Here is a 23142-nt window from a genome sequence, read left to right as displayed (position 1 = left end):
TCTGCTGCGCTTTGCTGGGTGCAGACCTGATGGGTGATGTCGCTGGCAAACTTGACCACTTTGTACAGACGGCCCTTGCTGTCGAAGATCGGGTTGTAGGAGGCCTCAAGGTAGACCGTCTGGCCTTGCTTGTTGATGCGTTCGAAGCGGTGCGAGTGGTATTCGCCTCGGTTCAGCGAAGCCCAGAATTCACGGTACTCGGCCGACTCGCGCTCATGCGCCAGGCAGAACAGCCCGTGGTGGCGGCCGACCACTTCATCGAGGCGGTAGCCCATGGTGTCGAGGAAGTTCTGGTTGGCCTTGATCACTCGGCCTTGCGGGGTGAACTCGATCACCGCCATGGAACGGCTGATGGCCTTGAGCAGGCTTTCGCTCTCGTGCTCCAGCATCACCCGCTGGCTGATGTCGGATGCCACCTTGATCACACTGGTGACTTGGCGTTGTTCATCCACTACCGGCATGTAGCTGGCTTCCAGCCAGACCTCGCGGCCGGCCTTGTCGATACGCTCGAAAGTACCGCTGATGGCCTTGCCCTGCCCCAGCTCGCGCCACAACTGTTGGTATTCGGCGCTCTTTGCGTAGTCTGGCTCACAGAACAGCCGGTGGTGCTTGCCCCGAAGTTCATCGGCGCTGTAGCCCATGGCTTGGCAAAAGCGCTCGTTGGCATCAAGGATGGTGCCATCGGGGGCGAACTCGATCATCGCCATGGCACGGCTGATCGCAGCCAGTTTGGCTTGTGCGTTGGCCAAAGCCTGGTGGCTGCGCTGGATTTCTACCAAATCAGATTTGCGATGGAAATCAAACATGACGCCGGGCTCCTTTATGCGCGGTGTCCTGAGCATAGATCGCCGTTAGCGCCGTGCAAGCACAGTGCTATCACTTTGTAGTTACTACATTTTCATGACTGGCCCGGTCATTCGAAGGCTGAACGCCCCGCGCAAGCGCGCTGATGCCAGCCTTGAAATCAGGAGCTTTCTCGCACCATCAGCTCGAAGCCCAGGTCCTGCTGCGCATTCGTCACCCGCTTGCCGTCCAGCAGCGCCAACAGCGCCTGTGCCGCGCCCCGACCAACGGCAGCCCGAGGCGTGCGAATCGAGGTCAGCCGCGGCACCATGTGCGCCGAGGCAGGCAGGTCGTTGAACCCCACCATCGCCACCTGGCGGGGCACCTCCACGCCCTGGCGCAAGGCTTGCAGTATCGCCCCCTGGGCCAGGTCGTCGTTGCAGAAGAAAATACCGTCGACATCCGGCGACTGCTGCATCAGCTGGCTGAACAGTGCGCTGCCCAAGGCAATCGACGAAGGTTCCGGCGCCAACACCTCCAGCTCGGCAGCCTGCAAGCCGGCCTCGGCCAAGGCCTGGCGAAAGCCCTCGGCACGCTGCATCACCCGCGGGTCGAGCTGCGCAGCGATGAATGCCAAGCGCTTGCAGCCGCGCTCGATCAGGTGATGGGCCGCCGCGCGCCCGGCCTGCTGCTGCGAGAAACCGACCGACAAGGCACCTGGCTCGCCATTGAGCTCCATCATGTGTACGCACGGCACGCCGCTAGCGGCCAGCATCTGCCGCGCGGCATCGCTGCGCTCGAAACCGGTCAGCAGCATGCCGCAGGGCTGGTAGGCCAAGTAATTGCGAATCAAGTTCTCTTCTTCGGCAAGGTCGTAGTGATAGTTGCCGATGAGCACCTCGAGCCCACGCGGGCGCATGACCTCGTGAATGGCTTCCAGGGTGTCGATGAACAGCTGATTGGACAGCGACGGGATCAACACCACCACTGACTGGCTGCGCGCCGAGGCCAGTGCCCGGGCCGCCGGATTGGCCACATAGCCGAGGGCCGCCGCTGCGGCGGCGACCTTTTCCACCAGCTCCGGCGCAACTGTGCTGACCCCGCGCAAGGCGCGCGAAGCGGTAATCGGGGAAACCCCGGAAAGCCTGGCAACTTCAGCCAGGGTGGGACGACCTGTAGTGCGGGAGCCGATGCGGGACATGGATGTTGTAATTTTACTACTTGCAAGGAGAGGGAACGGCCACTAAGGTAGCGCTGTCTCAGGACGCAGGCAATGTAATCTTTGGTAGCAGCCACCACGCGCTAGCCGCCAGGCGTCCATACTGCGTAAGGACAAGACCAATAACACCGGGGAGGTGGCTGTTCGTCAATGACGAGACAGCGCTATCTCACCCCGCAGGAGGTACTGATGAATTCTCCCCTGTCCGCCATTGTGGTGATGGGCGTGGCCGGATGCGGCAAAAGCTGCATCGGCGCCGCCATCGCTGCCAGAAGTGGCGGCCGCCTGATCGAAGGCGACGCTTTTCACCCTGCCGAAAACATCCGCAAGATGAGCGCTGGCATCCCGCTGGACGACAGCGACCGCGCCGGTTGGCTGCTGCGCCTTGGCGAGGAGTTGCAAACCACCAGCCAAGCTGGGGAGCGCCCGATCCTGACCTGCTCGGCACTCAAGCGCCGCTACCGCGACACCCTGCGCGATGCCATGCCTGGCCTGGTGTTCGTGTTCCTCGAACTGTCCCCAGCCGAGGCCGAAAAGCGCGTGCTGGCGCGCCCCGGGCATTTCATGCCGGCCAGCCTCATCGACAGCCAGTTCGCCGCCCTGGAGTCGCCACGCGGCGAGCCACTGACGCTGGCGCTGGACGCCACCCAACCCATCGACGCACTGGCCGAAGCGGTGGACCGCTGGCTAAAGCGCTGCGGTGAGCCGGGCCTGGCGCAAACCGCCTGACCTTGGCGGCTTCTCCGTCTCACCAAAGACAGCGCTACCTCACCCTGCAAATGCTGGGAAAGTTGCAAAAAGCTACGCCCAAAACAACGATAAGACCGAGGCCTTCACACCATGTTCGGACTGGCTACTGATACCTTCCTGCTGCTCGACGCGCTGGTTACCATCGTCGGGCTGATCCTGCTGATCACCCACTTCAAGGTCCACCCCTTCGTCGCCCTCACCCTTGCTGCCGGCTTCCTTGGCTTGACCTCCGGCATGCCGGTGGCCAAGGTCATGAAATCGTTCCAGGACGGTTTTGGCGGCGTTCTTGGCTTTGTCGGTATCGTGCTCGCCCTGGGCACCATGCTCGGCAAGCTGATGGCCGATTCCGGTGGCGCCGACCAGATCGCGCAAACCCTCATCCGCGCCTTCGGCAAGAAGAACGTGCATTGGGCGATGATGTTCGCCGCCTTCCTGGTAGGCATCCCGCTGTTCTTCGAAATCGGCTTCGTGCTGCTGATTCCACTGGTGTTCATCGTCGCCCGGCGCTCTGGGGTATCACTGGTGAAAATCGGCATACCGCTGCTGGCCGGCCTGTCGGTGGTGCATGGCCTGGTGCCACCACACCCGGGCCCATTGCTGGCGATTGGCATTTTCCATGCCGATATCGGCAAGACCATCTTCTACGGCCTGATCGTCGCACTGCCCACCGCGATCATCGCCGGCCCGCTGTTCGGTAATTTCATTTCACGCTACATCCCGGGCAACCCGTCCCAGGAACTGATGGATCAGATCGCCAAGGAGTCCGATCAGGGCAACCTGCCAAGCTTCAGCATTACCCTGATCACCGTGCTGCTGCCGGTAGCGCTGATGCTGCTGAAAACCTTCGCCGACGTGGTGCTACCCGCCGAGCACATCGTGCGCCAGTGGATGGACTTGATCGGCCACCCGATCACCGCCCTGCTCGCCGCCCTGCTGTTGGCCTTCTACACCTTTGGCTCAGCCCGCGGCTTCAACCGCCAGCAGATCATGAAAATGCTCGACCAGAGCCTGGCGCCAACCGCCGCCATCGTCCTGATCGTCGGCGCTGGCGGTGGTTTCAAGCAGATGCTGGTGGACACTGGGGTCGGCAATGTGATCGGGCAAATGGCCGTGCAGGCAGAAATTTCACCGATCATGCTGGCGTGGCTGGTGGCGGCGGTGATCCGCATCGCCACCGGCTCCGCCACCGTCGCCACCATCACCGGTGCGGGCATCGTCGCACCGGTGATCGACCTGGTTCCGGGTGTGAACCGTGAGCTGTTGGTGCTGGCCACCGGTGCCGGTTCGCTGATCCTTTCGCATGTGAACGACGCGGGCTTCTGGCTGGTGAAGCAGTACTTCAACATGACCGTGGCGGAAACCTTCAAGACCTGGAGCATGATGGAGACGATCCTGTCCATTGTCGGCATCATCTTCATCATGTTGCTGTCGTTGGTGGTGTGACCGTTGATCGGGGTAATGGCACCCTGAGGTTTCGGCTAGGGCCGAAAGGAAGTATCAGCCCTACCCGCAGCAAAGGAGCCTGCCATGCCCCGCTCAAGCATCCTGTTGATTGCCCTGCTCGCCTCGCCATGGGCCCTGGCCGTCGGTACCGGCCCGACCTACCCCGACGACCCGCACAACCCGGCGCCACGACCAGGCGTGGACAGTACCCTCAACCCGATCGAAAAACCCATGCCGCGGGACACCGATGCGCGCATACAGGGCAACGACCCGCAAAGCCCACCGGCGAAGCAGAATGACAACCGCGATTTGCCAGGCATGGATGGCAGTGGCTCGGAAGGTAGCGGGCGGCAAGGTGAAAGCGGCACGAGCACCGGCAACCCCTGAGTACACTGCCTAACAGCCTAACTGCCTTGCTCAGGACGACAAGGTCCCACAACCCCTGTGGGAGCGGGCATGCCCGCGAACACCGGCGAAGCCGGTGCCATCCTCCCGTGTCGCCTGATTCGCGGGCATGCCCGCTCCCACAGTTACCATTGGCGCTTATCGGGCCGGGTCAAGCCGAGCTTTTCAATACGGTAACGCAGCATATCCCGCGACAACCCAAGCATCCGCGCCGACTTGGTCACATTCCAGTCCGTACGATCCAACGTCTTGCACACCAGGTCACGCTCCATGTCCGGCAGGCTGGTACCGGGTTCCGGCTCGTGCCGAGGCATTTCGAACACCGCCGACACCGGTTGCTGCACCAACGGCTCGTCGATCAAGGTCATGCACAGGTTCAGTTGGTGCGCCTGCACCACTTCGTTCGGTGCCAGCAGCACAGTCTGCTCCAGCATATTGCGTAGTTCACGCACATTGCCGGGCCAGCTGTAACCCAACATCAGGCTTTCCGCCTCGGCAGAAAAGCGCAGGTTCGGCTTGCCATAACGCCGGCCATGGTGGGTCAGGAAGTGCCGCGCCAAAAGCAGTATGTCCTGCCCTCGCGCATACAGGCGCGGCACCTTCAGGGCGATGATACGCAGGCGGAAGAACAGATCGCGGCGGAACTTGCCCTGTTGCACCATCTGCTCCAGGTTGCAGTTGGTGGCGCTGATCACCCGCAGGTCGACCTTGCGCTCCTTCACCGCACCAATTCGGCGGATGCTGCGATCTTCCAGCAACTTCAGCAGCTTGGCCTGCAGCACCAAATCCATCTCGCCGATTTCGTCAAGGAACAAGGTACCGCCATCGGCAGCTTCCACCAGCCCCACCCGGCGCTCCTTGGCATCGGTGAACGCGCCCTTCTCGTGACCAAACAGTTCGGCCTCGAGCAGGTTGGCGGGGATGGAGGCGCAATTAAACTCGATGAACGGCCCCTTGCTACGCGAGCCATCAAAATGCAGGGCACGGGCCACCAGTTCCTTGCCGGTACCCGTCTCTCCTTCGATCAGTACCGGTGGCAGGTCGTCACTGGCCATGCGCCTTTCGGCATCGAGCACCTGGCGCAGCGTGTGCTTGAGCGTGAGCATCACCGGCGACTCGCCGATCAACGCCTGCAGCCCGGACTTCTGCGCCTCGCGCTCCTGGTAGAACGACAGCGTGCGCTCCATGCGCTCGGCAGCCAGGGCCTTGTCCAGGGTCAATTTGAGCTCGGCCAGCACCACGGGCTTGGTCAGATAATGGAAAGCGCCCTCCTTCATTGCCTGCACGGCATCTTCGACATTGCCGTAGCCGGTCATCATGATCACTTTAAGGTCCGCCACCTGTGCCACCAGGGTACGCAGCAGGTCGTGCCCGCTCATGCCCGGCAGCGAGTTGTCGGTCAGCACCGCGTCGGGCTGGGCCCGCTTGATCTGCTCCAGCGCCAGCTCCGCGCTGTGGCACACGGTGACCTCGTAGCCCTTGAGGCTGAGGTAGGTGCGAATGTTGTCGGCGAGAATTTCATCATCCTCGACCACCAGGATGCTGTGCTCCATGGTCCCCTCCCGCTGCGATGTTGAATGTAAGGCTGACGCGGGTTCCTTCCTCTTCGCGGCTACTCAGGCTGACCGAGCCGCCAAAACGTTCCATGATGCGTTTGACCAGGGCCAGGCCTACACCGAGGCCACCCTGCTTGGTCGTGAAGAACGGCTTGAACACCATCCGCTCCTGTTGTTGGCTCATGCCTTTACCGGTATCGCTGAGCACGAACTCGGCACGCAGGCCCTCCTGCACAATGACCTGGGCATTGAGCATGCCGCCGGTGGGCATGGCCTCCAGGGCATTGGAAAACAAGCTGTTGAGAATCTGCGTGAGCTGCAGCGGCTGGCTGGCCACCCACTGCACATCAGGCCCTTCGAAATGAAAGCGCACGCCATTGCGCTCGATCTGTTGGGCGAAGGCCAGGTGGGTGTCCTCGATGGCCGCCACCAGGTCTACCGCTTCGGGTTCGTCGCTGGTCGGGCGCAGCGACACGAGCAAATCGCGGACCCAGCGCGACATGCGATCGACCTGGCTGATGATGTCGGTGATGTTCTTCTGCGCAGTAGGGTTGGCGATTTCCTGGGCCAGCTCGGCGCTGGAGCGGATGTTGGCCAGTGGGTTGCGCAAGCTGTGGGCTACCGCCGACGACATTTCGCCCAGTGCCACGTAGGTTTCACTGGCCACCAGCCGGTCCTGCTGCAGGTGCAGCATTTGCGCCGCCCGGCGCACGATCCAGAACAGCCCGAAGTAGATCAAGGCGCCGCCCACCAGGGTCGAGGCCCAGATCAGCACGTAACCGCGCTGGATACGGCGGATCAGGTCCTGCGGCTCCTTGTAGATTTCCACCATGGCCAACACCTGCTCGCCTTGGCTGTCGAACAGCGGGATGTAGTTCTCGATGAACAAGTAGCGCGGTTCACGCAGGAACTTCTGCTCTTCTCGATCGTCCTCGGCCTTGTGGTAGCTGGCCGACACCGCCTTGCGCGAGCGGAAGGCGCGATCGAGATCGCCGTCGGCTTCTATCCGCTTGCCGATCAGCTCGACATTGGTTGACCAGACGATGGTGCGGTCGCGGGCATAGACATTGGCCAGCAAGGTATCCGGCAGGTGCTCGACATGGTCGAGGAACTCGACCCGGGTCGATTCGGCCAGCGCCGGGGTGAACTGCAGGTGCTGCAGGTCCAGTCGCGGGTCCAGCAACTCGCCCATGGTGGTCCCCGGCGGTAGCTGCGAATGGCGCACCTCGGCCTGAGCCATGGCTTGAATGAACTGTGCGGTAAGCATGGCATCGCGCTGCACGCTGTCGCGCACCACGAAGCGCGTCGAAACGTAACCCAGCCCACCCGCCACTGAGGCGATGATGAGCAGGCTGATGACCGAAAACCAGCGCAGCAGGTTGAATTCACGCAAGGGGACGGCCAGACCGCTGGCGGTCGCATTGGCCTTGTCGGGCGCTTCGTTTTCCAGCATCTGCATCGCGTGATTCCCGCGCAGGGCGTCCGTTCAGGATTGCATCAAGGCCAAGCCGTTGGATTGCAATCCACCTGGGCAGCCGCAGCTGCCATTTGTCGCGTGTAGCGCTCCACAGATCACGTAGCAAAAACTTAGCCAGACAAATAAAAATTACAATATTTTCTTATTTTTCATGAGGTTACATAAACTTTATAAAGCTTGGCATGAGGCAGACTCCCCACATTTGGGTAATTTTCACCCAAAAATACAAATTACTTATAAATCAATTACTTATTTGATATTTTTAACGTCATTCAGAGCGTATCAGCCAAGCGAAAAGTCAACGAAACCCGGGTGCCATGGCCTTCGCTACTGCTGAGTCTAACTGTACCGCCGAAACGTTCCATGATGCGTTTCACCAGCACCAAGCCCACCCCCAGCCCACCCTGTTTGGTGGTAAAAAACGGCCGGAAGGCCATGCGCTGCTGTACTTCGTTCATGCCCTTGCCATTGTCGGACAGGCGCAGAGTCAGGTAGCGTCGATTCTGCCGCACGACCTCGATGCGCAGCCGCCCACCCTGTTCCATCGACTCCAGGGCATTGGCGATCAGGCTGCTGAATACCTGGCGCAGTAACGCCGGGTGCCCCAACACCTGCACTGCCGGTAACGGTTGCAGGTCCAGGCTTATCCCATCGCGTGCCAGCGGCACGGCGTAGGTCTGCAGGCTTTCCTGCAACGCCTGCGGCAAGTCCACCGCTACTGCCTCGTCGTTCAACGGGCGCAGTGACTGCAGCATCTGGCGGATCCACTGGGACATGCGATCGACCTGGTTGATGATGTCGTTGACTTGGCGTTGCGCCGGGCCATCATCGAATGCCTGGGCCAGTTCGGCACTCGAACGAATACTGGCCAGCGGGTTACGCAGGCTGTGGGCCACCGCCGAAGACACCTCGCCCAGTGCCACGTAGGTTTCGCTGCTGATCAGCCGTTTCTGCTGCACCGCCAGCAACCGCGCGGCGCGGTGCATGATGCCGTACAGGCCGATATAGACCAGCGCGGCGCCAACGGTGATCGCCAACCAGATCAGGATCAGGCCATGCTCGATGCGCACGATCAGGTCATGGGGTTCCTTGTAGATCTCGACCATTGCCGTGACCTGCTCACCATCGGCATCGAACAGCGGTATGTAGTTTTCGATGAAAAGCTGCTCGGGCGGGGTAATGAACTTCTGCTCGGCGCGGGCCTGTTCGAAGTTGTGATAACTGGCCGAGACCCGCATCTTGTACTCGAAGGCCCGCTCCAGGTCGTCGTCGCCTTCGATCAGCTTGCCGATCAGTGCAGGGTTGCTGGACCAGATCACCGTGCGGTCCGGGGCGTAGATATTGGCCAGCAGCATATCGGGCAGGTGGGCGATATGGTCAAGGAACTCGCCGCGAGCCTTGCGCCGGGCATCCGGGTCGACGTCGGGCAAGTTGCTGCGGTCGGTGCGCGGGTCGAGCAGTTCGCCCATGGTGCGCACATTGGGGATCGACACATGGCGCACTTCGGCATCGGCAATGGAGGTGATGAACTGCGCGGTGAGCAAAGCGTCGCGCTCGACGCTCTCGTCAATGATGAAACGGCTCGAAATCAGCCCCAGCCCGGCAGCCACCGACAGGATGATGGCCAAACTGACCCAAGCGTACCAGCGCAGCAGGTTGAACGGCTTGTGCGGGGTAGCCAGTTCGCTACCGGCAGGCACGTCAAGAGCGTCGGAACGAGGGGCGAGGTCCATGGTGGACTCCACAGCTGGGCACCTTCAGAAGGTTATAGCCCAGACCAAAGGGTAATGCTTGAACCTCCCACAACGATCGCCCAGGCTTTTAAGCAAGCCAGCTATTCCCAGCGAAACCGCAACCCCTCAAAGCGGCGAATCAACCGCCAACCCCTGCAGCTTGCGGTACTCCCGCAGCACGGTGGGCACATAGCGCCGAGTCTCGGCGAACGGCGGCACGGCGCCGCGCCGCAGCACTGCATCCGGGCCCGCATTGTAGGCCGCTACGGCCAACGTGATGTCGTTGTCGAACAGGGTAAGCATCTGCTTGAGGTAGCGTGCCCCGCCCTGCACGTTGTCTTCCGGGTCCAGGCGGTCTTCCACACCCATTTCCCGTGCAGTATCCGGCATCAGCTGCATCAACCCCACCGCCCCCGCCCGTGACCGGGCCTTGGGGTTGTAACCCGACTCAGCCTTTATCAACGCATGCAGCAGCGCCGGCGGCACGTTGTGGATGCGTGCTGCCGTAGCGACCACCTCGGCGTAAGGGCGGCCCGTGATCATCTGCGCATTGGTCGGTCCGCCCTGGGCCAACGGCTCGTTGATCACTTTCTCATAGTGGCGTCCTGGTCGATGGACGTTGGTCAGTACGTAGCCACCCTTGGCATCGATGGAAATGTATACATCGGCCTGGGCACTGCCTGCCGCCAGCCAGATCAAACCGAGGATGAGTCCACGCATGTCGGTCGCCTCTTGGTCGTGGCCCCCAAAGTGGGGGAAATGCCCCGGAAAACCCGAGGACAATGACCACGACGCAAGCACTGTGCCGCTTCCCGTGCCGCATGGCGCAAGGCCCCGAGGCAGACGTGCACGGCTGTTGCATGGTGCCTGTCAACGCGTGTCCCAAGGCCGTGGAGGGCTTCACCATGCAGCGCAGAACCAACCCGCAACGTGGCTTCACCCTGCTCGAACTCCTGGTGGTACTGGTGGTGCTCGGCCTGCTGGCCGGCATTGTCGCGCCCAAATACTTCAGCCAGCTGGGCCGCTCCGAAGCGAAAGTGGCGCGGGCGCAGATCGAGGGGTTGAGCAAGGCCCTGGACTTGTACCGCCTGGAAGTCGGCCACTACCCCAACAGTGAGCAAGGCTTGCAGGCGCTGGTGGCCGCCCCCAGTGGCGAGGCGCGCTGGAGCGGCCCGTACCTGCAGAAGGCCGTGCCGCAAGATCCGTGGGGCCGCCCTTACATCTACCGGCAACCCGGCGAAAATGGCGGTGAGTACGACCTGCTGTCGATGGGCAAGGACGGCCAGCCGGGTGGCGACGGGGAAAACGCCGAAATCACCAGCTGGCAGTAAGGAGAGCGGCCATGCGCTACAGCCTCAAGGCCCTGGGTAGGCAGGGCGTGGTGCAGTTGCAGATCGACGCCGAAGACGCCGAGCAGGCTCGCCGCCAGGCTGAAGACCAGGGCCTGCGCGTGCTCAGCCTGCGCGGCAGCGGTGGCGCCTTGCGCGGCATGGCCTGGCGCCGCGAGGCAGCGTTTGACCTGGTGTTGTTCAGCCAGGAACTGTCGACCCTGCTCAATGCCGGTCTGCCGCTGATCGACGCACTGGAAAGCCTGGCCGAGAAGGCGCCGGCGCCAGCCACGCGCAAGGTGCTGGCCGAGCTGGTACGCCAGTTGTACGAAGGCCGCTCGCTGTCCCAGGCCCTGGGCCAGCAACCGCGCGTCTTCCCGCCGCTGTATGTGGCGCTGGTGCAGTCAAGCGAGCGCACCGGCGCGCTAGGCGATGCCCTCACCCGCTATATCAGCTATCGCCAGCGCCTGGACCTGGTGCGACAGAAACTGGTGGGCGCCTCGGTCTACCCGTTGCTGCTGTTGCTGGTGGGTGGCGGCGTGGTGCTGTTCCTGCTCGGCTACGTGGTACCGCGCTTCAGCCAGGTGTTCGAAGGCATGGGCACCGAGCTGCCATGGCTATCAAGGGTGCTGATGCAGATCGGCCTGTTCCTGCATGCCCAGCAATTGCCGCTGGCGCTGGGCACCGTCGGCGGGGTTACGGTGCTTTGGCTGCTACGCCGCCACCCACGTGTACGGCACTGGGCCTCCTGCCAGCTGCGGCGCCTGCCAGCACTGCACCAGCGCTTGATGATGTACGAATTGGCGCGCTTCTATCGCTCGCTGGGCATTCTGCTGCAAGGCGGCATTCCCATCCTCACCGCCATGGGCATGGCCCGCGGCCTGCTTGGCAGCGCAGCAGCGCAAGGCCTGGCGCAAGCCAGCCAGCGGGTGGGCGAAGGGCTGCCGCTGTCCGATGCACTGGAGGCCGGGCACCTGGTTACGCCAGTGTCTTTGCGTTTGCTACGGGCCGGCGAACAGTCTGGCAACCTGGGCGAGATGCTGGAGCGCTGCGCCGACTTCCATGACCAGGAAATCGGCCGCTGGGTGGAATGGTTCGTCAAACTGTTCGAGCCGCTGCTGATGACGTTCATCGGCCTGCTGATCGGCCTGATCGTGATCCTCATGTACATGCCGATCTTCGAGCTGGCCTCGAGCATTCACTGAATCGCCAGGCCCAGGCTTTCGCGTAGCGTGCTGCCTTCGTACGCCGTGCGGTATACCCCGCGCTCCTGCAGCAACGGCACCACTTCGTGGGTAAATCGGCGGAACTGCTCTGGGTGGCCGATGTAGATGTTGAAGCCATCGAGCGCCCGAGCCTCGAACCAGTCGGCCATCTTTGCCGCGACTGTTTCGGCCGAACCGACAAAGGCGCCCGGGCGCAGCTTACGCCCGAACTCCACCGCCTGACGCAGGCTCAAGCCCTGCTCGCGGGCCTGGTCGGCGATGCGCTTGGCATTGGTGAAAAAGCTGCTGCGCGCATGCTCCAGGCTTTCTTGCGGGAAAGGTGCATCGAGGTCGTACTGGCTAAAGTCGTGCCAGCCAAAATTGCGCCCAAACTCCTTGAGGGCCAGTTCGAAGCTGTGGTCCTGCTGGTGGTAATGGCGTTCGATCTCGCGGGCGTGCTCGTCGCTGTCGCCCACGTAGATCTCGGCCCCGGGCAATACCAGCAGTTGCTCGGGGTCGCGCCCCAGCCGCGCGGCGCGGCCTTTCACATCGCGGTAAAACGCCTGACCCTGCTCGATGCTGGCGGCATGGGTGAAGATGACATCCGCCGTGGCAGCCCCCAACTCGCGCCCTTGCTGCGAGTCGCCAGCCTGGAAGATGACCGGCTGGCCTTGAGGGGAGCGCTGGATATTCAACGGCCCAACGACCGAGAAGTGTTCACCCTTGTGGTTCAGCGCATGCATGCGGCTGGGGTCGAGGAATTGCCCGGTCGCACGATTGCGCGGGAACGCGCCGTCCTCATAGGACCGCCACAGGCCCTGCACCACCGCCACATGCTCCTGTGCGCGGGCGTAGCGGGTGTCGTAGTCGTAATGCTCGTCACGGCCATAGTTGCCAGCAGTGCCGGCGTCGCCACTGGTGACCACGTTCCAACCCGCCCGCCCCTTGCTGATCAGGTCCAGCGAGGCCAGGCGGCGGGCGACGTTGAAGGGTTCGTTGTAGGAGGTGGTCAGGGTGCCGACCAGGCCGATGTTGCGGGTGGTGACGGCCAGTGCCGACAGCAGGGTCAGCGGCTCCAGGCGGTTGAGGTAGTGGGACGGTGAGCCAGGGGTGATGTACTGGCTGTCGACGATGAATATCAAGTCGAACAGCGCCGCCTCGGCCTGGCGGGCGATGTCGATGTACCAGTCGATATTGACGCTGGCATCGGCCGGCAACTGCGGGTCGAGCCACAGGTTGTGCCGGCCGGGGCCGCCGCAACCCATGGTCAGGGCGCCCAGCTTGATCTTGCGCGTGGTCATGGATGTTGCTCCGATAAATGGCTGGTGACTGCACCGGCCTCTTCGCGGGCACGCCCGCTCCCACAGAGAGGGCACAATGCTCAAGAACCTGTGGGAGCGGGCGTGCCCGCGAAGAGGCCGGTACAGGAGAACTCAGTGCTCGAACGCTGCCGCGAACGAAGTATCGAACAAGCTTGCCGCCGGATAGCCCTTGATCAGCCCCAACCCGGCAAAGAAGTCCACAGTCTTCTGCGCATCCACGATCACCTGCGGGTTCAGCGCTGCCAGATCGGTACGCGCCCTGGCAAACCAGGCACGGGCAATGTCACGGTCGGCGCGGGTGCGCTTGGCCCAGGCATCGGCATAGGCTTCGGTATGCACCGGGTCGCTCAAGGTCCATTCACGGGCCTTTTTCAAACGCTGGAGAAAATCGCTGATCTGCGCCCGCTTGGCCTCCACCGCCTTGGCATTGGCCACCACGAAGCTCTGCGCCGGGATCAACCCTTCAGCCGTGGCCAGCACCCGCGCCCCTTGGCGCTCCTGCTGAGTGACATAAGGCTCCCAGGTGGCAATGACATCCACCGAACCACCATCCAGGGCGTGCGAGGCGTCCAGGGCGCTGAGGTAGCGCAACTCCAGGGCATCACGCGGTACGGCGGCCTTGTCCAGCGCGCTGAACAGCAACTGCTGGCTCCACGAGCCCTTCCAGATCGCCGCGCGCTTGCCGCGCAAGTCTTCGAGGCTGTGAATGTTCGAGTCCTTGCGTGCCAGGATGGCCACGCCATCGAGGTTCTGCCGGCTAACCGCGATCACCTTGATCGGCGCGCCCAACGCGCCCAGGAACAACGGCGGCGCATCGCCGAGCAGGCCGATGTCCAGGCTGCCCACGTTCAGTGCCTCGGCCACCGGCGAGCCGGCGGTGAATTGTTTCCATTCCAGGGTATACGGCAGGTCTTCGAGCACGCCGGCCGCCTCCATCACGGCTCGGGCGTTGAAGCTCTGGTCGCCGACCACCAGGGTTTGTGCGGCAGCGGCCAGGCTGAGGGAGCTGGCCAGCACACCGGCGGCCAATTGCTTGAGGTATCGCACGTTCGTCTCCAGGTACCGTCTGGGTACATAAGGCCGATCCGCCCGTGCGGTCTCGTAGATTGAGGGTTCATTTGAAAACAGATCGGCCAATCTGTAAATGCACTTTATGCATATTAGCTTATGCATATTTTTACTTTTGAGAATATTAAACGCATTTGCTAGGGTTAAGCGAAACCGTCACCCGAGCCTCAACCATGAGCCAACCCCTACGCTTCGAGCGCTTGCGCCAGTTCATCGACGCGCTTTCGCAACTACTGGACCGGGAAACCGACGAAGCCACCCTCCTTGACCAGGGTCAAGGCTTGCTGCGCAGCCTGGTCGCGCATGACGACTGGTTGCCGGAGACACTGGCGCAACCGGATCCAGCCCGCTATCAGCAATATCTGCTGCACTGCGATTCGCGCCAGCGCTTTTCCATCGTCAGTTTCGTCTGGGGGCCCGGCCAGCAGACGCCCATTCACGACCACCGGGTATGGGGCCTGATCGGCATGCTGCGTGGCGCCGAATACTCGCAAGGCTTTGCCCGTGGCGAACAGGGCGCCTTGCTGCCGGCGGGCCAACCCGTGCGTATCGAGCCCGGCCACGTCGAGGCTGTATCGCCCCGCATTGGCGATATCCACCAAGTCAGCAATGCCTTTGATGACCGGGTGTCGATCAGTATTCACGTGTACGGCGCCAACATTGGCGCCGTCAGCCGGGCGGTTTACCTGCCCGACGGCACTGAAAAACCGTTCATTTCCGGCTACTCCAACAGCCTTCTGCCCAACATCTGGGACCTGTCCAAAGAGAACCCTGCCCCATGAGTACCCTTGCCACCCGCTCCTACCACGCTATTCGCCGGGCCTTGTTGGCCCATGAAGAACTGGCGCTGATCGATGTACGCGAGGAAGACCCGTTCGCCCAGGCGCACCCGCTGTTCGCCGCCAACATCCCCTTGTCGAAGCTCGAACTGGAAATTTACGCCCGCGTGCCCCGGCGTGATACCGCCATCACGGTGTATGACGACGGCGAAGGCCTGGCAGCCCAGGCCGCCGAACGCCTGTTGGTTCTGGGCTACGGCGATGTCGCGTTGCTCGATGGCGGCCTGGCCGGCTGGCGCGCTGCCGGTGGCGAGCTGTTCCGCGACGTCAATGTGCCTAGCAAGGCCTTTGGCGAGCTGGTGGAAAGCGTGCGCCATACCCCGTCACTGGCGGCCGAGCAGGTGCAGGCGTTGCTCGACGCCAAAGCCGATGTGGTGGTGCTCGACGCCCGCCGCTTCGACGAATACCAGACCATGAGCATTCCTGGAGGCATCAGCGTGCCGGGCGCCGAGCTGGTGCTGCGGGTTGCCGAACTGGCGCCCAGCCCCGCCACCCAAGTCATCGTCAACTGCGCCGGGCGCACCCGCAGCATCATCGGCACCCAGTCGCTGGTCAATGCCGGCATCCCCAACCCGGTGGCCGCCCTGCGCAACGGCACCATTGGCTGGACCCTGGCCGGGCAAACCTTGGCCCACGGCCAGGAGCGCCGTTTTGCAGCGGTCAGCGACGACACCCGCATCGACGCCGCCCAGCGTGCCCGCGATGTAGCCGACCGTGCCGGTGTGCTGCGCCTGGCGCTCAACGCCCTGGCCGTCTGGCAGGCTGAAACACACCGCACCACCTACCTGTTCGACGTGCGCACCCCAGAGGAATATGCCCACGGCCACCTGCCGGCCAGCCGCAGCGTGCCGGGCGGACAACTGGTGCAGGAAACCGACCATGTCGCCAGCGTGCGCGGGGCGCGCATCGTGTTGGTGGATGACGACGGTGTGCGGGCCAACATGAGTGCCTCGTGGCTGGCGCAGATGGGTTGGCAGGTGGCTGTGCTCGATGGGGTGTCGGCGGAAGACTTCAGCGAGACCGGCGAGTGGCAGGCACCGCAGCCTGCTCTGCCCGCGGTCACCGAGATCGGCGTCGAGCAACTCAACGCCTGGCTGCAAGCGCCAGGCACGGTGCTGCTGGACTTCACCAGCAGTGCCAACTACGTGAAACGCCACATTCCAGGCGCCCATTGGGCGATCCGTGCGCAGTTGCCGCAAGTGCTGGAGCAGTTGCCAGTTGCCGAGCGCTACGTGCTGACCTGCGGTAGCAGCCTGCTGGCGCGCTTCGCGGCAGTGGATCTGCAGGCGCTTACGCAAACTCCTGTGTACGTATTGGAAGGCGGCACGGCGCGCTGGATTGCGGCAGGCAAACCCTTGGAAAGTGGCGAAACCCACCTGGCGGTGGCACGAACTGACCGATATCGCCGGCCCTATGAAGGCACTGATAATCCACGTGAGGCCATGCAGGGGTATCTGGACTGGGAGTTCGGGCTGATTGCACAGCTCGAACGCGATGGTACCCATGGGTTCAGCGTATTGAGCTGAGTCCGCCGCAATTATTCCAGCGCCTGTGAGATCGAGCGCCGCCCGCGCGGCGCATCGCGAGCGAAGCTCGCTCCTACATTTGTTTCGGGCCAATTGTTCCTGTGGGATTTGCGCGCGAACGCCTTGGCGCATGGCTGGATATCGCGTCGTACAAACAAGGCGGTCGCGCGCGTATGCCACAGGCATTACTGGCCCGAAACAAATGTAGGAGCGAGCTTCGCTCGCGATGCGCCGCGCGGGCGGCGCTCGATCTCACAGGCGCTGAAAATGTCGTGACGAACACCTACTGGCCTCCCCCCTCTCCCCGCCAGCCACACCCAACCATGCCGCAAATCGATGAATGATCCGCACATATCATTCAGCGTGATAATAACCTTCGCCCCGTTCGATTCGTGCCTCACGCGCAACACACTCACACTCCGCCCACTACTAATACATTGGCGGAGTTCTCCATGGAACAATCACTCAAACCCTTGCGCTTCCCCCTTGCCGCCCTGGCAGTGGTGGTGATCAGCGCTTGCGGTCGAACCCCCGACGCCGTGCAGGCTCCCGCCGCGCCGAAAGTCACCGTTGCCAAGGTGATCGAGCAACCGATCAACGAATGGGACGAGTTCACCGGCCGCCTCGAAGCCCCGGAAACCGTGGAGATTCGCCCTCGGGTCTCGGGCCAGATCGACCAGGTGGCCTTCGCCGAAGGCGCCCAGGTCAAGAAAGGCGACTTGCTGTTCCAGATCGACCCACGCCCGTTCCAGGCTGAAGTCCGCCGCCTCGAAGCCCAACTGCAACAGGCCAAGGCCACCGCCATTCGCAGCGCCAACGAAGCCCGCCGTGGCGAACGCCTGCGCGACAGCAACGCCATCTCCGCCGAACTGGCCGAATCGCGCAGCAGCGCCGCCGCCGAAGCCCGCGCCGGGGTCGATGCGATCCAGGCCCAACTCGACCTGGCGCGCCTGAACCTCAGCTTCACCCGCGTCACCGCCCCCATCAGCGGCCGTGTCAGCCGCGCCGAGTTCACCGCCGGCAACATCGTCAGCGCCGATGTCACCCCGCTGACCAGCGTGGTGTCCACCGACAAGGTCTACGCCTACTTCGACGCCGACGAGCGCGTGTACCTCAAGTACACCCAGCTGGCCCGCGAAGGCCAGCGTGGCCAGAGCACCCCGGTGTACCTGGGCCTGACCAGCGAAAGCGGCAACCCGCACCTGGGCCAGATGAACTTCGTCGACAACCAGGTCAACCCGCGCACCGGCACCATCCGTGGCCGTGCGGTGTTCGACAACAGCGACGGCCAGTTCACCCCAGGCCTGTATGCGCGTCTGAAACTGGTCGGCAGCGCCCAGTACGACGCCGTGCTGATCAACGATGAAGCCGTGGGCACCGACCTTGGCAAGAAGTTCGTGCTGGTCATGGACAAAGACAACAAGGCCGCCTACCGCGCCGTCGAGCTGGGGCCGAAGCTGGAAGGCCTGCGCATCGTGCGCAGCGGCCTGGGCAAGGACGACCGCATCGTGGTCAAAGGCCTGCAGCGCGTACGCCCTGGCTCACCGGTCACCCCGGTCGAGGCGCCGATGGCCAGCGAACAGACCCTCGCCGCCCTCGCCCAGCAGCGCCAGGCCCTGGAGGCCAGCAACCCGGCGCCGAAGGTGGCGGGCAACAACGTGAAAGTCGCCAGCGCCCAGGCGCCACGCGGTTAAGGGACACTACCGATGAACTTCTCGAAATTCTTCATTACCCGGCCGATCTTCGCCGCGGTGCTGTCGCTGGTGCTGCTGATTGCGGGTTCGATCTCGCTGTTCCAGCTACCAATCAGCGAATACCCCGAAGTGGTGCCGCCCACCGTGGTGGTGCGCGCCAACTTCCCCGGCGCCAACCCCAAGGTCATTGGCGAAACCGTTGCCGCGCCGCTGGAGCAGGCCATTACCGGTGTGGAGAACATGCTGTACATGTCCTCCCAGTCCACCGCTGACGGCAAGCTGACGCTGACCATCACCTTCGCCCTGGGTACCGACCTGGACAACGCCCAGGTGCAGGTGCAGAACCGCGTCACCCGTACCCAGCCCAAACTGCCCGAGGAAGTGACCCGCATCGGCATCACCGTCGACAAGGCCTCGCCCGACCTGACCATGGTCGTGCACCTGACCTCGCCGGACAACCGCTACGACATGCTCTACCTGTCCAACTACGCCATCCTCAACATCAAGGACGAGCTGGCGCGTCTGGGCGGTGTGGGCGACGTACAGCTGTTTGGCATGGGCGACTACTCGCTGCGCGTGTGGCTGGACCCGAACAAGACCGCTTCGCGCAACCTGACCGCCAGTGATGTGGTCGCCGCGATCCGCGAACAGAACCGCCAGGTTGCCGCAGGCCAGCTGGGCGCACCGCCCGCCCCAGGTTCGACCAGCTTCCAGCTCTCGATCAACACTCAGGGCCGCCTGGTCAATGAAGAAGAGTTCGAGAACATCATCATCCGCGCCGGTGCCGATGGCGAAATTACCCGCCTGAAGGACATCGCCCGCGTCGAGCTCGGTTCCAGCCAGTACGCCCTGCGCTCGCTGCTGAACAACCAGCCGGCGGTGGCCATCCCGATCTTCCAGCGCCCAGGCTCCAACGCCATCGAAATCTCCGACGAAGTGCGGGCGAAAATGGCCGAGCTGAAGAAGGACTTCCCGGAAGGGATGGACTACAGCATCGTCTATGACCCGACCATCTTCGTGCGTGGCTCCATCGAAGCAGTGGTGCACACCCTGTTCGAAGCCCTGGTGCTGGTCGTGCTGGTGGTGATCCTGTTCCTGCAGACCTGGCGCGCCTCGATCATCCCGCTGCTGGCGGTGCCGGTGTCGCTGATCGGTACCTTTGCGGTGATGCACCTGTTCGGCTTCTCGCTCAACGCGCTGTCGTTATTCGGGTTGGTACTCGCCATCGGTATCGTGGTGGACGATGCCATCGTTGTCGTGGAGAACGTCGAACGTAATATCGGGCTGGGCCTGAAACCGCTGGAAGCCACGCAAAAAGCCATGAGCGAAGTGACGGGGCCGATCATCGCCACCGCCCTGGTGCTGTGCGCAGTGTTCGTGCCGGCCGCGTTCATCTCCGGCCTGACCGGGCAGTTCTACAAGCAGTTCGCCCTGACCATCGCCATTTCGACCGTGATCTCGGCGTTCAACTCGCTGACCCTGTCGCCGGCCCTGGCTGCCGTGCTGCTGAAGGACCATCATGCGCCCAAGGACCGTTTCTCGCGGTTCCTCGACAAGCTGCTGGGCAGTTGGCTGTTCTCCCCGTTCAACCGTTTCTTCGACCGTGCCAGCCACAGCTACGTCGGTGGCGTGCGCCGGGTCATTCGCTCCAGCGGCATCGCCCTGTTCGTGTATGCCGGCTTGATGGGCCTGACCTACCTGGGCTTCTCGTCCACCCCGACCGGTTTCGTGCCGGCCCAGGACAAGCAGTACCTGGTGGCCTTCGCCCAGCTGCCGGACGCCGCCAGCCTCGACCGTACCGAGGCGGTGATCAAGCGCATGAGTGAAATCGCCCTCAAGCAACCTGGGGTGGCCGATTCGGTGGCCTTCCCGGGCCTGTCGATCAACGGTTTCACCAACAGCCCGAACAGCGGCATCGTGTTCACCCCGCTCAAGCCATTCGACGAGCGCAAGGATCCGAGCCAGTCGGCGGCAGCCATTGCAGCCGCGCTGAACGCCCAGTTCGCCGACATCCAGGACGCCTACATCGCCATCTTCCCACCGCCACCCGTACAGGGCCTGGGCACGATCGGTGGCTTCCGCCTGCAAATCGAAGACCGTGGCAACCTGGGTTACGAAGCGCTGTACAAGGAAACCCAAAACATCATCGCCAAGAGCCACAACGTGCCGGAGCTGGCAGGTCTGTTCACCAGCTACCAGGTCAACGTGCCCCAGGTCGATGCCGCCATCGATCGGGAAAAGGCCAAGACCCATGGCGTGGCGATCACCGATATCTTCGACACCCTGCAGGTTTACCTGGGCTCGCTGTACACCAACGACTTCAACCGCTTTGGGCGCACCTACCAGGTCAACGTCCAGGCCGAGCAGCAGTTCCGCCTCGATGCCGAGCAGATCGGCCAGTTGAAAGTGCGCAACAACCTCGGCGAGATGATCCCGTTGGCGACCTTCCTCAAGGTCAGCGACACCTCCGGGCCGGACCGAGTCATGCACTACAACGGCTTCATCACTGCTGAAATCAACGGTGCGGCGGCCCCAGGCTACAGCTCCGGCCAGGCCGAGGCGGCGATCGAGAAGCTGCTGAAAGAAGAACTGCCCAACGGCATGACCTTCGAGTGGACCGACCTGACTTACCAGCAGATTCTCTCGGGCAACACGGCGCTGCTGGTATTCCCGCTGTGCGTGCTGCTGGCGTTCCTGGTGCTGGCCGCCCAGTACGAAAGCTGGAGCTTGCCGCTGGCGGTGATCCTGATCGTGCCAATGACCCTGCTGTCGGCCATCACCGGTGTAATCGTCTCCGGCGGCGACAACAACATCTTCACCCAGATCGGTTTGATCGTATTGGTGGGCCTGGCGTGCAAGAACGCGATCCTGATCGTCGAGTTCGCCAAGGATGAACAAGCCAAGGGCCTCGACCCGCTGGCTGCGGTGCTGGAGGCCTGCCGCCTGCGTCTGCGCCCGATCCTGATGACCTCGATCGCCTTCATCATGGGTGTGGTGCCACTGGTGTTCAGCTCCGGTGCAGGTTCGGAAATGCGCCATGCCATGGGTGTTGCGGTGTTCTCGGGGATGATCGGCGTGACCCTGTTCGGTCTGTTCCTGACCCCGGTGTTCTTCTTCCTGATCCGCCGTTTCGTCGAGCGTCGCCAGGCCCGCAAGGCCGAACGCGTTCAAGTGCTGGAGAACCACGCATGAACCTGCTCAAGCCCCTGACCCCAAGCCTGCTCGCATTGGCCCTGGCCGCCTGTGCGGTGGGCCCCGATTACCAGGCCCCCGCCACCGAACCTGCACAGCTGAGCAGCGATGTGCAGGCCAAGGCCTACGACCGTAGCCGCTTCGAAAGCCTGTGGTGGAAGCAGTTCGACGACCCGGTGCTGAACCAGTTGGTGCAGGCCTCGCTGGACGGTAACCGTGACCTGCGCGTGGCCTTCGCCCGCCTGAAGTCGGCTCGTTCTATCCGCGAAGACGCCGAGAACGATCAGTTCCCGGTGGTCACCAGCCGCGCCAGCAGCGATATCGGCAAGGGCCAGATCCCAGGCCAGACCACGCAGCGGGTGAACAGCGAGCGCTACGACCTGGGCCTGGACATGGCCTGGGAGCTTGACCTGTTCGGCCGCATCCAGCGCCAGATCGAAGCCAGCGAAGCCCAGGAAGCGGTGGCCGCCGCCGACCTGCAGCAGCTGCAAGTCAGCCTGATCGCCGAACTGGTCGATGCCTACGGGCAACTGCGCGGTGCTCAGTTGCGCGAAAAGATCGCCCTGGCCAACCTCAAGACCCAGCAGGAATCGCGCACCATTACCGAAACCCTGCGCGATGCCGGCGTGGGCAACGACCTTGATGTGGTGCGTGCCGATGCGCGCCTGGCAGGGGTCGAAGCCACCGTGCCGCAATTGCAGGCCGAACAGGCACGGGCGCGGCACCGCATCGCCACTCTGCTCGGCCAACGCCCTGATGCGCTCAGCGTAGACCTGTCGCCCAAGGCCCTGCCGGCCATCGCCAAGGCGCTGCCGGTGGGTGACCCGGGTGAGCTGCTGCGCCGCCGCCCGGACATCCGTAGCGCCGAGCGCCAGTTGGCCGCCGCCACTGCCAACGTGGGCGTGGCCACCGCCGACCTGTTCCCACGGGTCAGCCTCAGCGGCTTCCTCGGCTTTACCGCCGCGCGCGGCTCGCAGATCGGCTCCTCGGCGGCCAACGCCTGGGCGCTGGGCCCGAGCATTACCTGGGCCGCCTTCGACCTGGGCAGCGTGCGGGCCCGCCTGCGCGGCGCCAAGGCCGATGCCGAAGGGGCATTGGCCAACTACGAGCAGCAGGTACTGCTGGCCCTGGAAGAGTCGGCCAACGCCTTCAGCGATTACGACAAGACCCAACAGCGGTTGCTGTCACTGATGCGACAGAGCGACGCCAGCCGCAAGGCGGCGGAGCTGGCCTCGATTCGCTATCGCGAGGGTACGGTGGACTACCTGGTGCTGCTCGATGCCGAGCGCGAGCGGTTGAGTGCCGAAGATGCACAGGCCCAAGGTGAGGTCGAGCTGTACCGCGGCATCGTCTCGATCTACAAGGCCCTGGGCGGTGGCTGGCAACCAGAGACCGTGGCCAGCACGCGCTGATACACCCTGTTTCAACGACTCCTTTGGTTGGTTCCTCCCCCAACCGTTTGCCCCGCAGGCCTTGGTCCGCGGGGCTTTTTTATGTTTGCCGCGGTTTTTTCAGCGCCTGTGAGATCGAGCGCCGCCCGCGCGGCGCATCGCGAGCAAGCTCGCTCCTACGTTTATTTCGGGCCAATTATTCCTGGGGGAT

Annotated in this window: 17 protein-coding genes and 1 pseudogene; 10 read left to right on the top strand and 8 right to left on the bottom strand. The window is 63.3% G+C overall.

Annotation, left to right across the window (positions count from 1 at the left end; all coding sequences use genetic code 11):
• Positions 1–23: 23 nt before the first annotated feature.
• Positions 24–701, bottom strand: a pseudogene (locus tag ACNFBR_RS14375) (PAS domain-containing protein); the annotation flags it as partial.
• A 263-nt stretch (positions 702–964) separates the two neighbouring features.
• Complete coding sequence (locus ACNFBR_RS14370) at positions 965–1984, bottom strand: LacI family DNA-binding transcriptional regulator (RefSeq protein ID WP_416735510.1); 1020 nt, start codon at positions 1982–1984, stop codon at positions 965–967.
• A gap of 207 nt (positions 1985–2191) precedes the next feature.
• Between ACNFBR_RS14370 and ACNFBR_RS14365 the strand changes: the two genes are divergently transcribed.
• The 3 genes from ACNFBR_RS14365 to ACNFBR_RS14355 all read left to right on the top strand — a co-directional run bounded on the left by ACNFBR_RS14365 (position 2192) and on the right by ACNFBR_RS14355 (position 4582).
• Entirely contained in the window at positions 2192–2731 is a 540-nt protein-coding gene (locus ACNFBR_RS14365) for a gluconokinase (protein WP_416735509.1), read from the top strand.
• A gap of 111 nt (positions 2732–2842) precedes the next feature.
• Positions 2843–4195: a GntP family permease gene (locus ACNFBR_RS14360; protein ID WP_003253832.1), complete on the top strand. Its 1353-nt coding sequence runs from the start codon at positions 2843–2845 to the stop codon at positions 4193–4195.
• A gap of 84 nt (positions 4196–4279) precedes the next feature.
• Positions 4280–4582: a hypothetical protein gene (locus tag ACNFBR_RS14355; RefSeq protein ID WP_416735508.1), complete on the top strand. Its 303-nt coding sequence runs from the start codon at positions 4280–4282 to the stop codon at positions 4580–4582.
• A 143-nt stretch (positions 4583–4725) separates the two neighbouring features.
• On the opposite strand, the gene ACNFBR_RS14350 is transcribed toward ACNFBR_RS14355, so the two are convergent.
• The 4 genes from ACNFBR_RS14350 to ACNFBR_RS14335 form a co-directional block, all read right to left on the bottom strand.
• Positions 4726–6153, bottom strand: coding sequence for a sigma-54-dependent transcriptional regulator (locus tag ACNFBR_RS14350; RefSeq protein WP_416735507.1), 1428 nt, complete (start codon positions 6151–6153; stop codon positions 4726–4728).
• Complete coding sequence (locus ACNFBR_RS14345; RefSeq protein WP_416735506.1) at positions 6122–7615, bottom strand: sensor histidine kinase; 1494 nt, start codon at positions 7613–7615, stop codon at positions 6122–6124. The genes ACNFBR_RS14350 and ACNFBR_RS14345 overlap by 32 nt, the downstream gene beginning before the upstream one ends.
• 290 nt (positions 7616–7905) lie before the next feature.
• Positions 7906–9366, bottom strand: coding sequence for a sensor histidine kinase (locus tag ACNFBR_RS14340; RefSeq protein WP_416735505.1), 1461 nt, complete (start codon positions 9364–9366; stop codon positions 7906–7908).
• 126 nt (positions 9367–9492) lie between these two features.
• Entirely contained in the window at positions 9493–10086 is a 594-nt protein-coding gene (locus ACNFBR_RS14335) for a lytic transglycosylase domain-containing protein (RefSeq protein ID WP_416735504.1), read from the bottom strand.
• A 185-nt stretch (positions 10087–10271) separates the two neighbouring features.
• On the opposite strand from ACNFBR_RS14335, the gene gspG reads away from it, so the two are divergent.
• Together gspG and ACNFBR_RS14325 are read left to right on the top strand one after the other, a co-directional pair.
• Positions 10272–10697 (top strand): type II secretion system major pseudopilin GspG, encoded by a 426-nt coding sequence (gene gspG, locus ACNFBR_RS14330; RefSeq protein ID WP_416735503.1) that lies wholly within the window; start codon positions 10272–10274, stop codon positions 10695–10697.
• A gap of 11 nt (positions 10698–10708) precedes the next feature.
• Positions 10709–11899 carry a type II secretion system F family protein gene (locus tag ACNFBR_RS14325; protein ID WP_416735502.1) on the top strand — a complete coding sequence of 397 codons (1191 nt, stop codon included), beginning with the start codon at positions 10709–10711 and terminating at the stop codon, positions 11897–11899.
• Here the strand turns inward: ACNFBR_RS14325 and ACNFBR_RS14320 are convergent.
• Together ACNFBR_RS14320 and ACNFBR_RS14315 are read right to left on the bottom strand one after the other, a co-directional pair.
• Positions 11893–13200 carry an LLM class flavin-dependent oxidoreductase gene (locus ACNFBR_RS14320; RefSeq protein WP_416735501.1) on the bottom strand — a complete coding sequence of 436 codons (1308 nt, stop codon included), beginning with the start codon at positions 13198–13200 and terminating at the stop codon, positions 11893–11895. The genes ACNFBR_RS14325 and ACNFBR_RS14320 overlap by 7 nt on opposite strands.
• Before the next feature lie 132 nt (positions 13201–13332).
• The gene (locus ACNFBR_RS14315) at positions 13333–14268 is read right to left on the bottom strand and encodes an ABC transporter substrate-binding protein (RefSeq protein WP_416735500.1); all 936 of its coding nucleotides are present in this window, start codon (positions 14266–14268) and stop codon (positions 13333–13335) included.
• A 194-nt stretch (positions 14269–14462) separates the two neighbouring features.
• Here ACNFBR_RS14315 and ACNFBR_RS14310 point away from each other — a divergent pair, with 194 nt between their 5' ends.
• From ACNFBR_RS14310 to ACNFBR_RS14290, 5 genes are all read left to right on the top strand, one after another.
• Positions 14463–15071 carry a cysteine dioxygenase gene (locus tag ACNFBR_RS14310; RefSeq protein ID WP_416735499.1) on the top strand — a complete coding sequence of 203 codons (609 nt, stop codon included), beginning with the start codon at positions 14463–14465 and terminating at the stop codon, positions 15069–15071.
• Positions 15068–16654 carry a rhodanese-related sulfurtransferase gene (locus tag ACNFBR_RS14305; protein WP_416735498.1) on the top strand — a complete coding sequence of 529 codons (1587 nt, stop codon included), beginning with the start codon at positions 15068–15070 and terminating at the stop codon, positions 16652–16654. Before ACNFBR_RS14310 ends, ACNFBR_RS14305 begins: the two co-directional genes overlap by 4 nt.
• A 452-nt stretch (positions 16655–17106) precedes the next feature.
• Positions 17107–18348 (top strand): multidrug efflux RND transporter periplasmic adaptor subunit MexE, encoded by a 1242-nt coding sequence (mexE, locus tag ACNFBR_RS14300; protein ID WP_416735497.1) that lies wholly within the window; start codon positions 17107–17109, stop codon positions 18346–18348.
• A 12-nt stretch (positions 18349–18360) separates the two neighbouring features.
• Complete coding sequence (locus tag ACNFBR_RS14295) at positions 18361–21540, top strand: efflux RND transporter permease subunit (protein ID WP_416735496.1); 3180 nt, start codon at positions 18361–18363, stop codon at positions 21538–21540.
• Positions 21537–22952 carry an efflux transporter outer membrane subunit gene (locus tag ACNFBR_RS14290; protein WP_416735495.1) on the top strand — a complete coding sequence of 472 codons (1416 nt, stop codon included), beginning with the start codon at positions 21537–21539 and terminating at the stop codon, positions 22950–22952. Before ACNFBR_RS14295 ends, ACNFBR_RS14290 begins: the two co-directional genes overlap by 4 nt.
• Positions 22953–23142 lie beyond the last annotated feature (190 nt).

It is taken from the genome of Pseudomonas sp. NY11955 (assembly GCF_048068035.1).
In the GTDB taxonomy this organism is placed as follows: Bacteria; Pseudomonadota; Gammaproteobacteria; order Pseudomonadales; family Pseudomonadaceae; genus Aquipseudomonas.
Note: the sequence above shows the minus strand (reverse complement) of the source record. Positions and strands in the feature narration are given on the sequence as shown.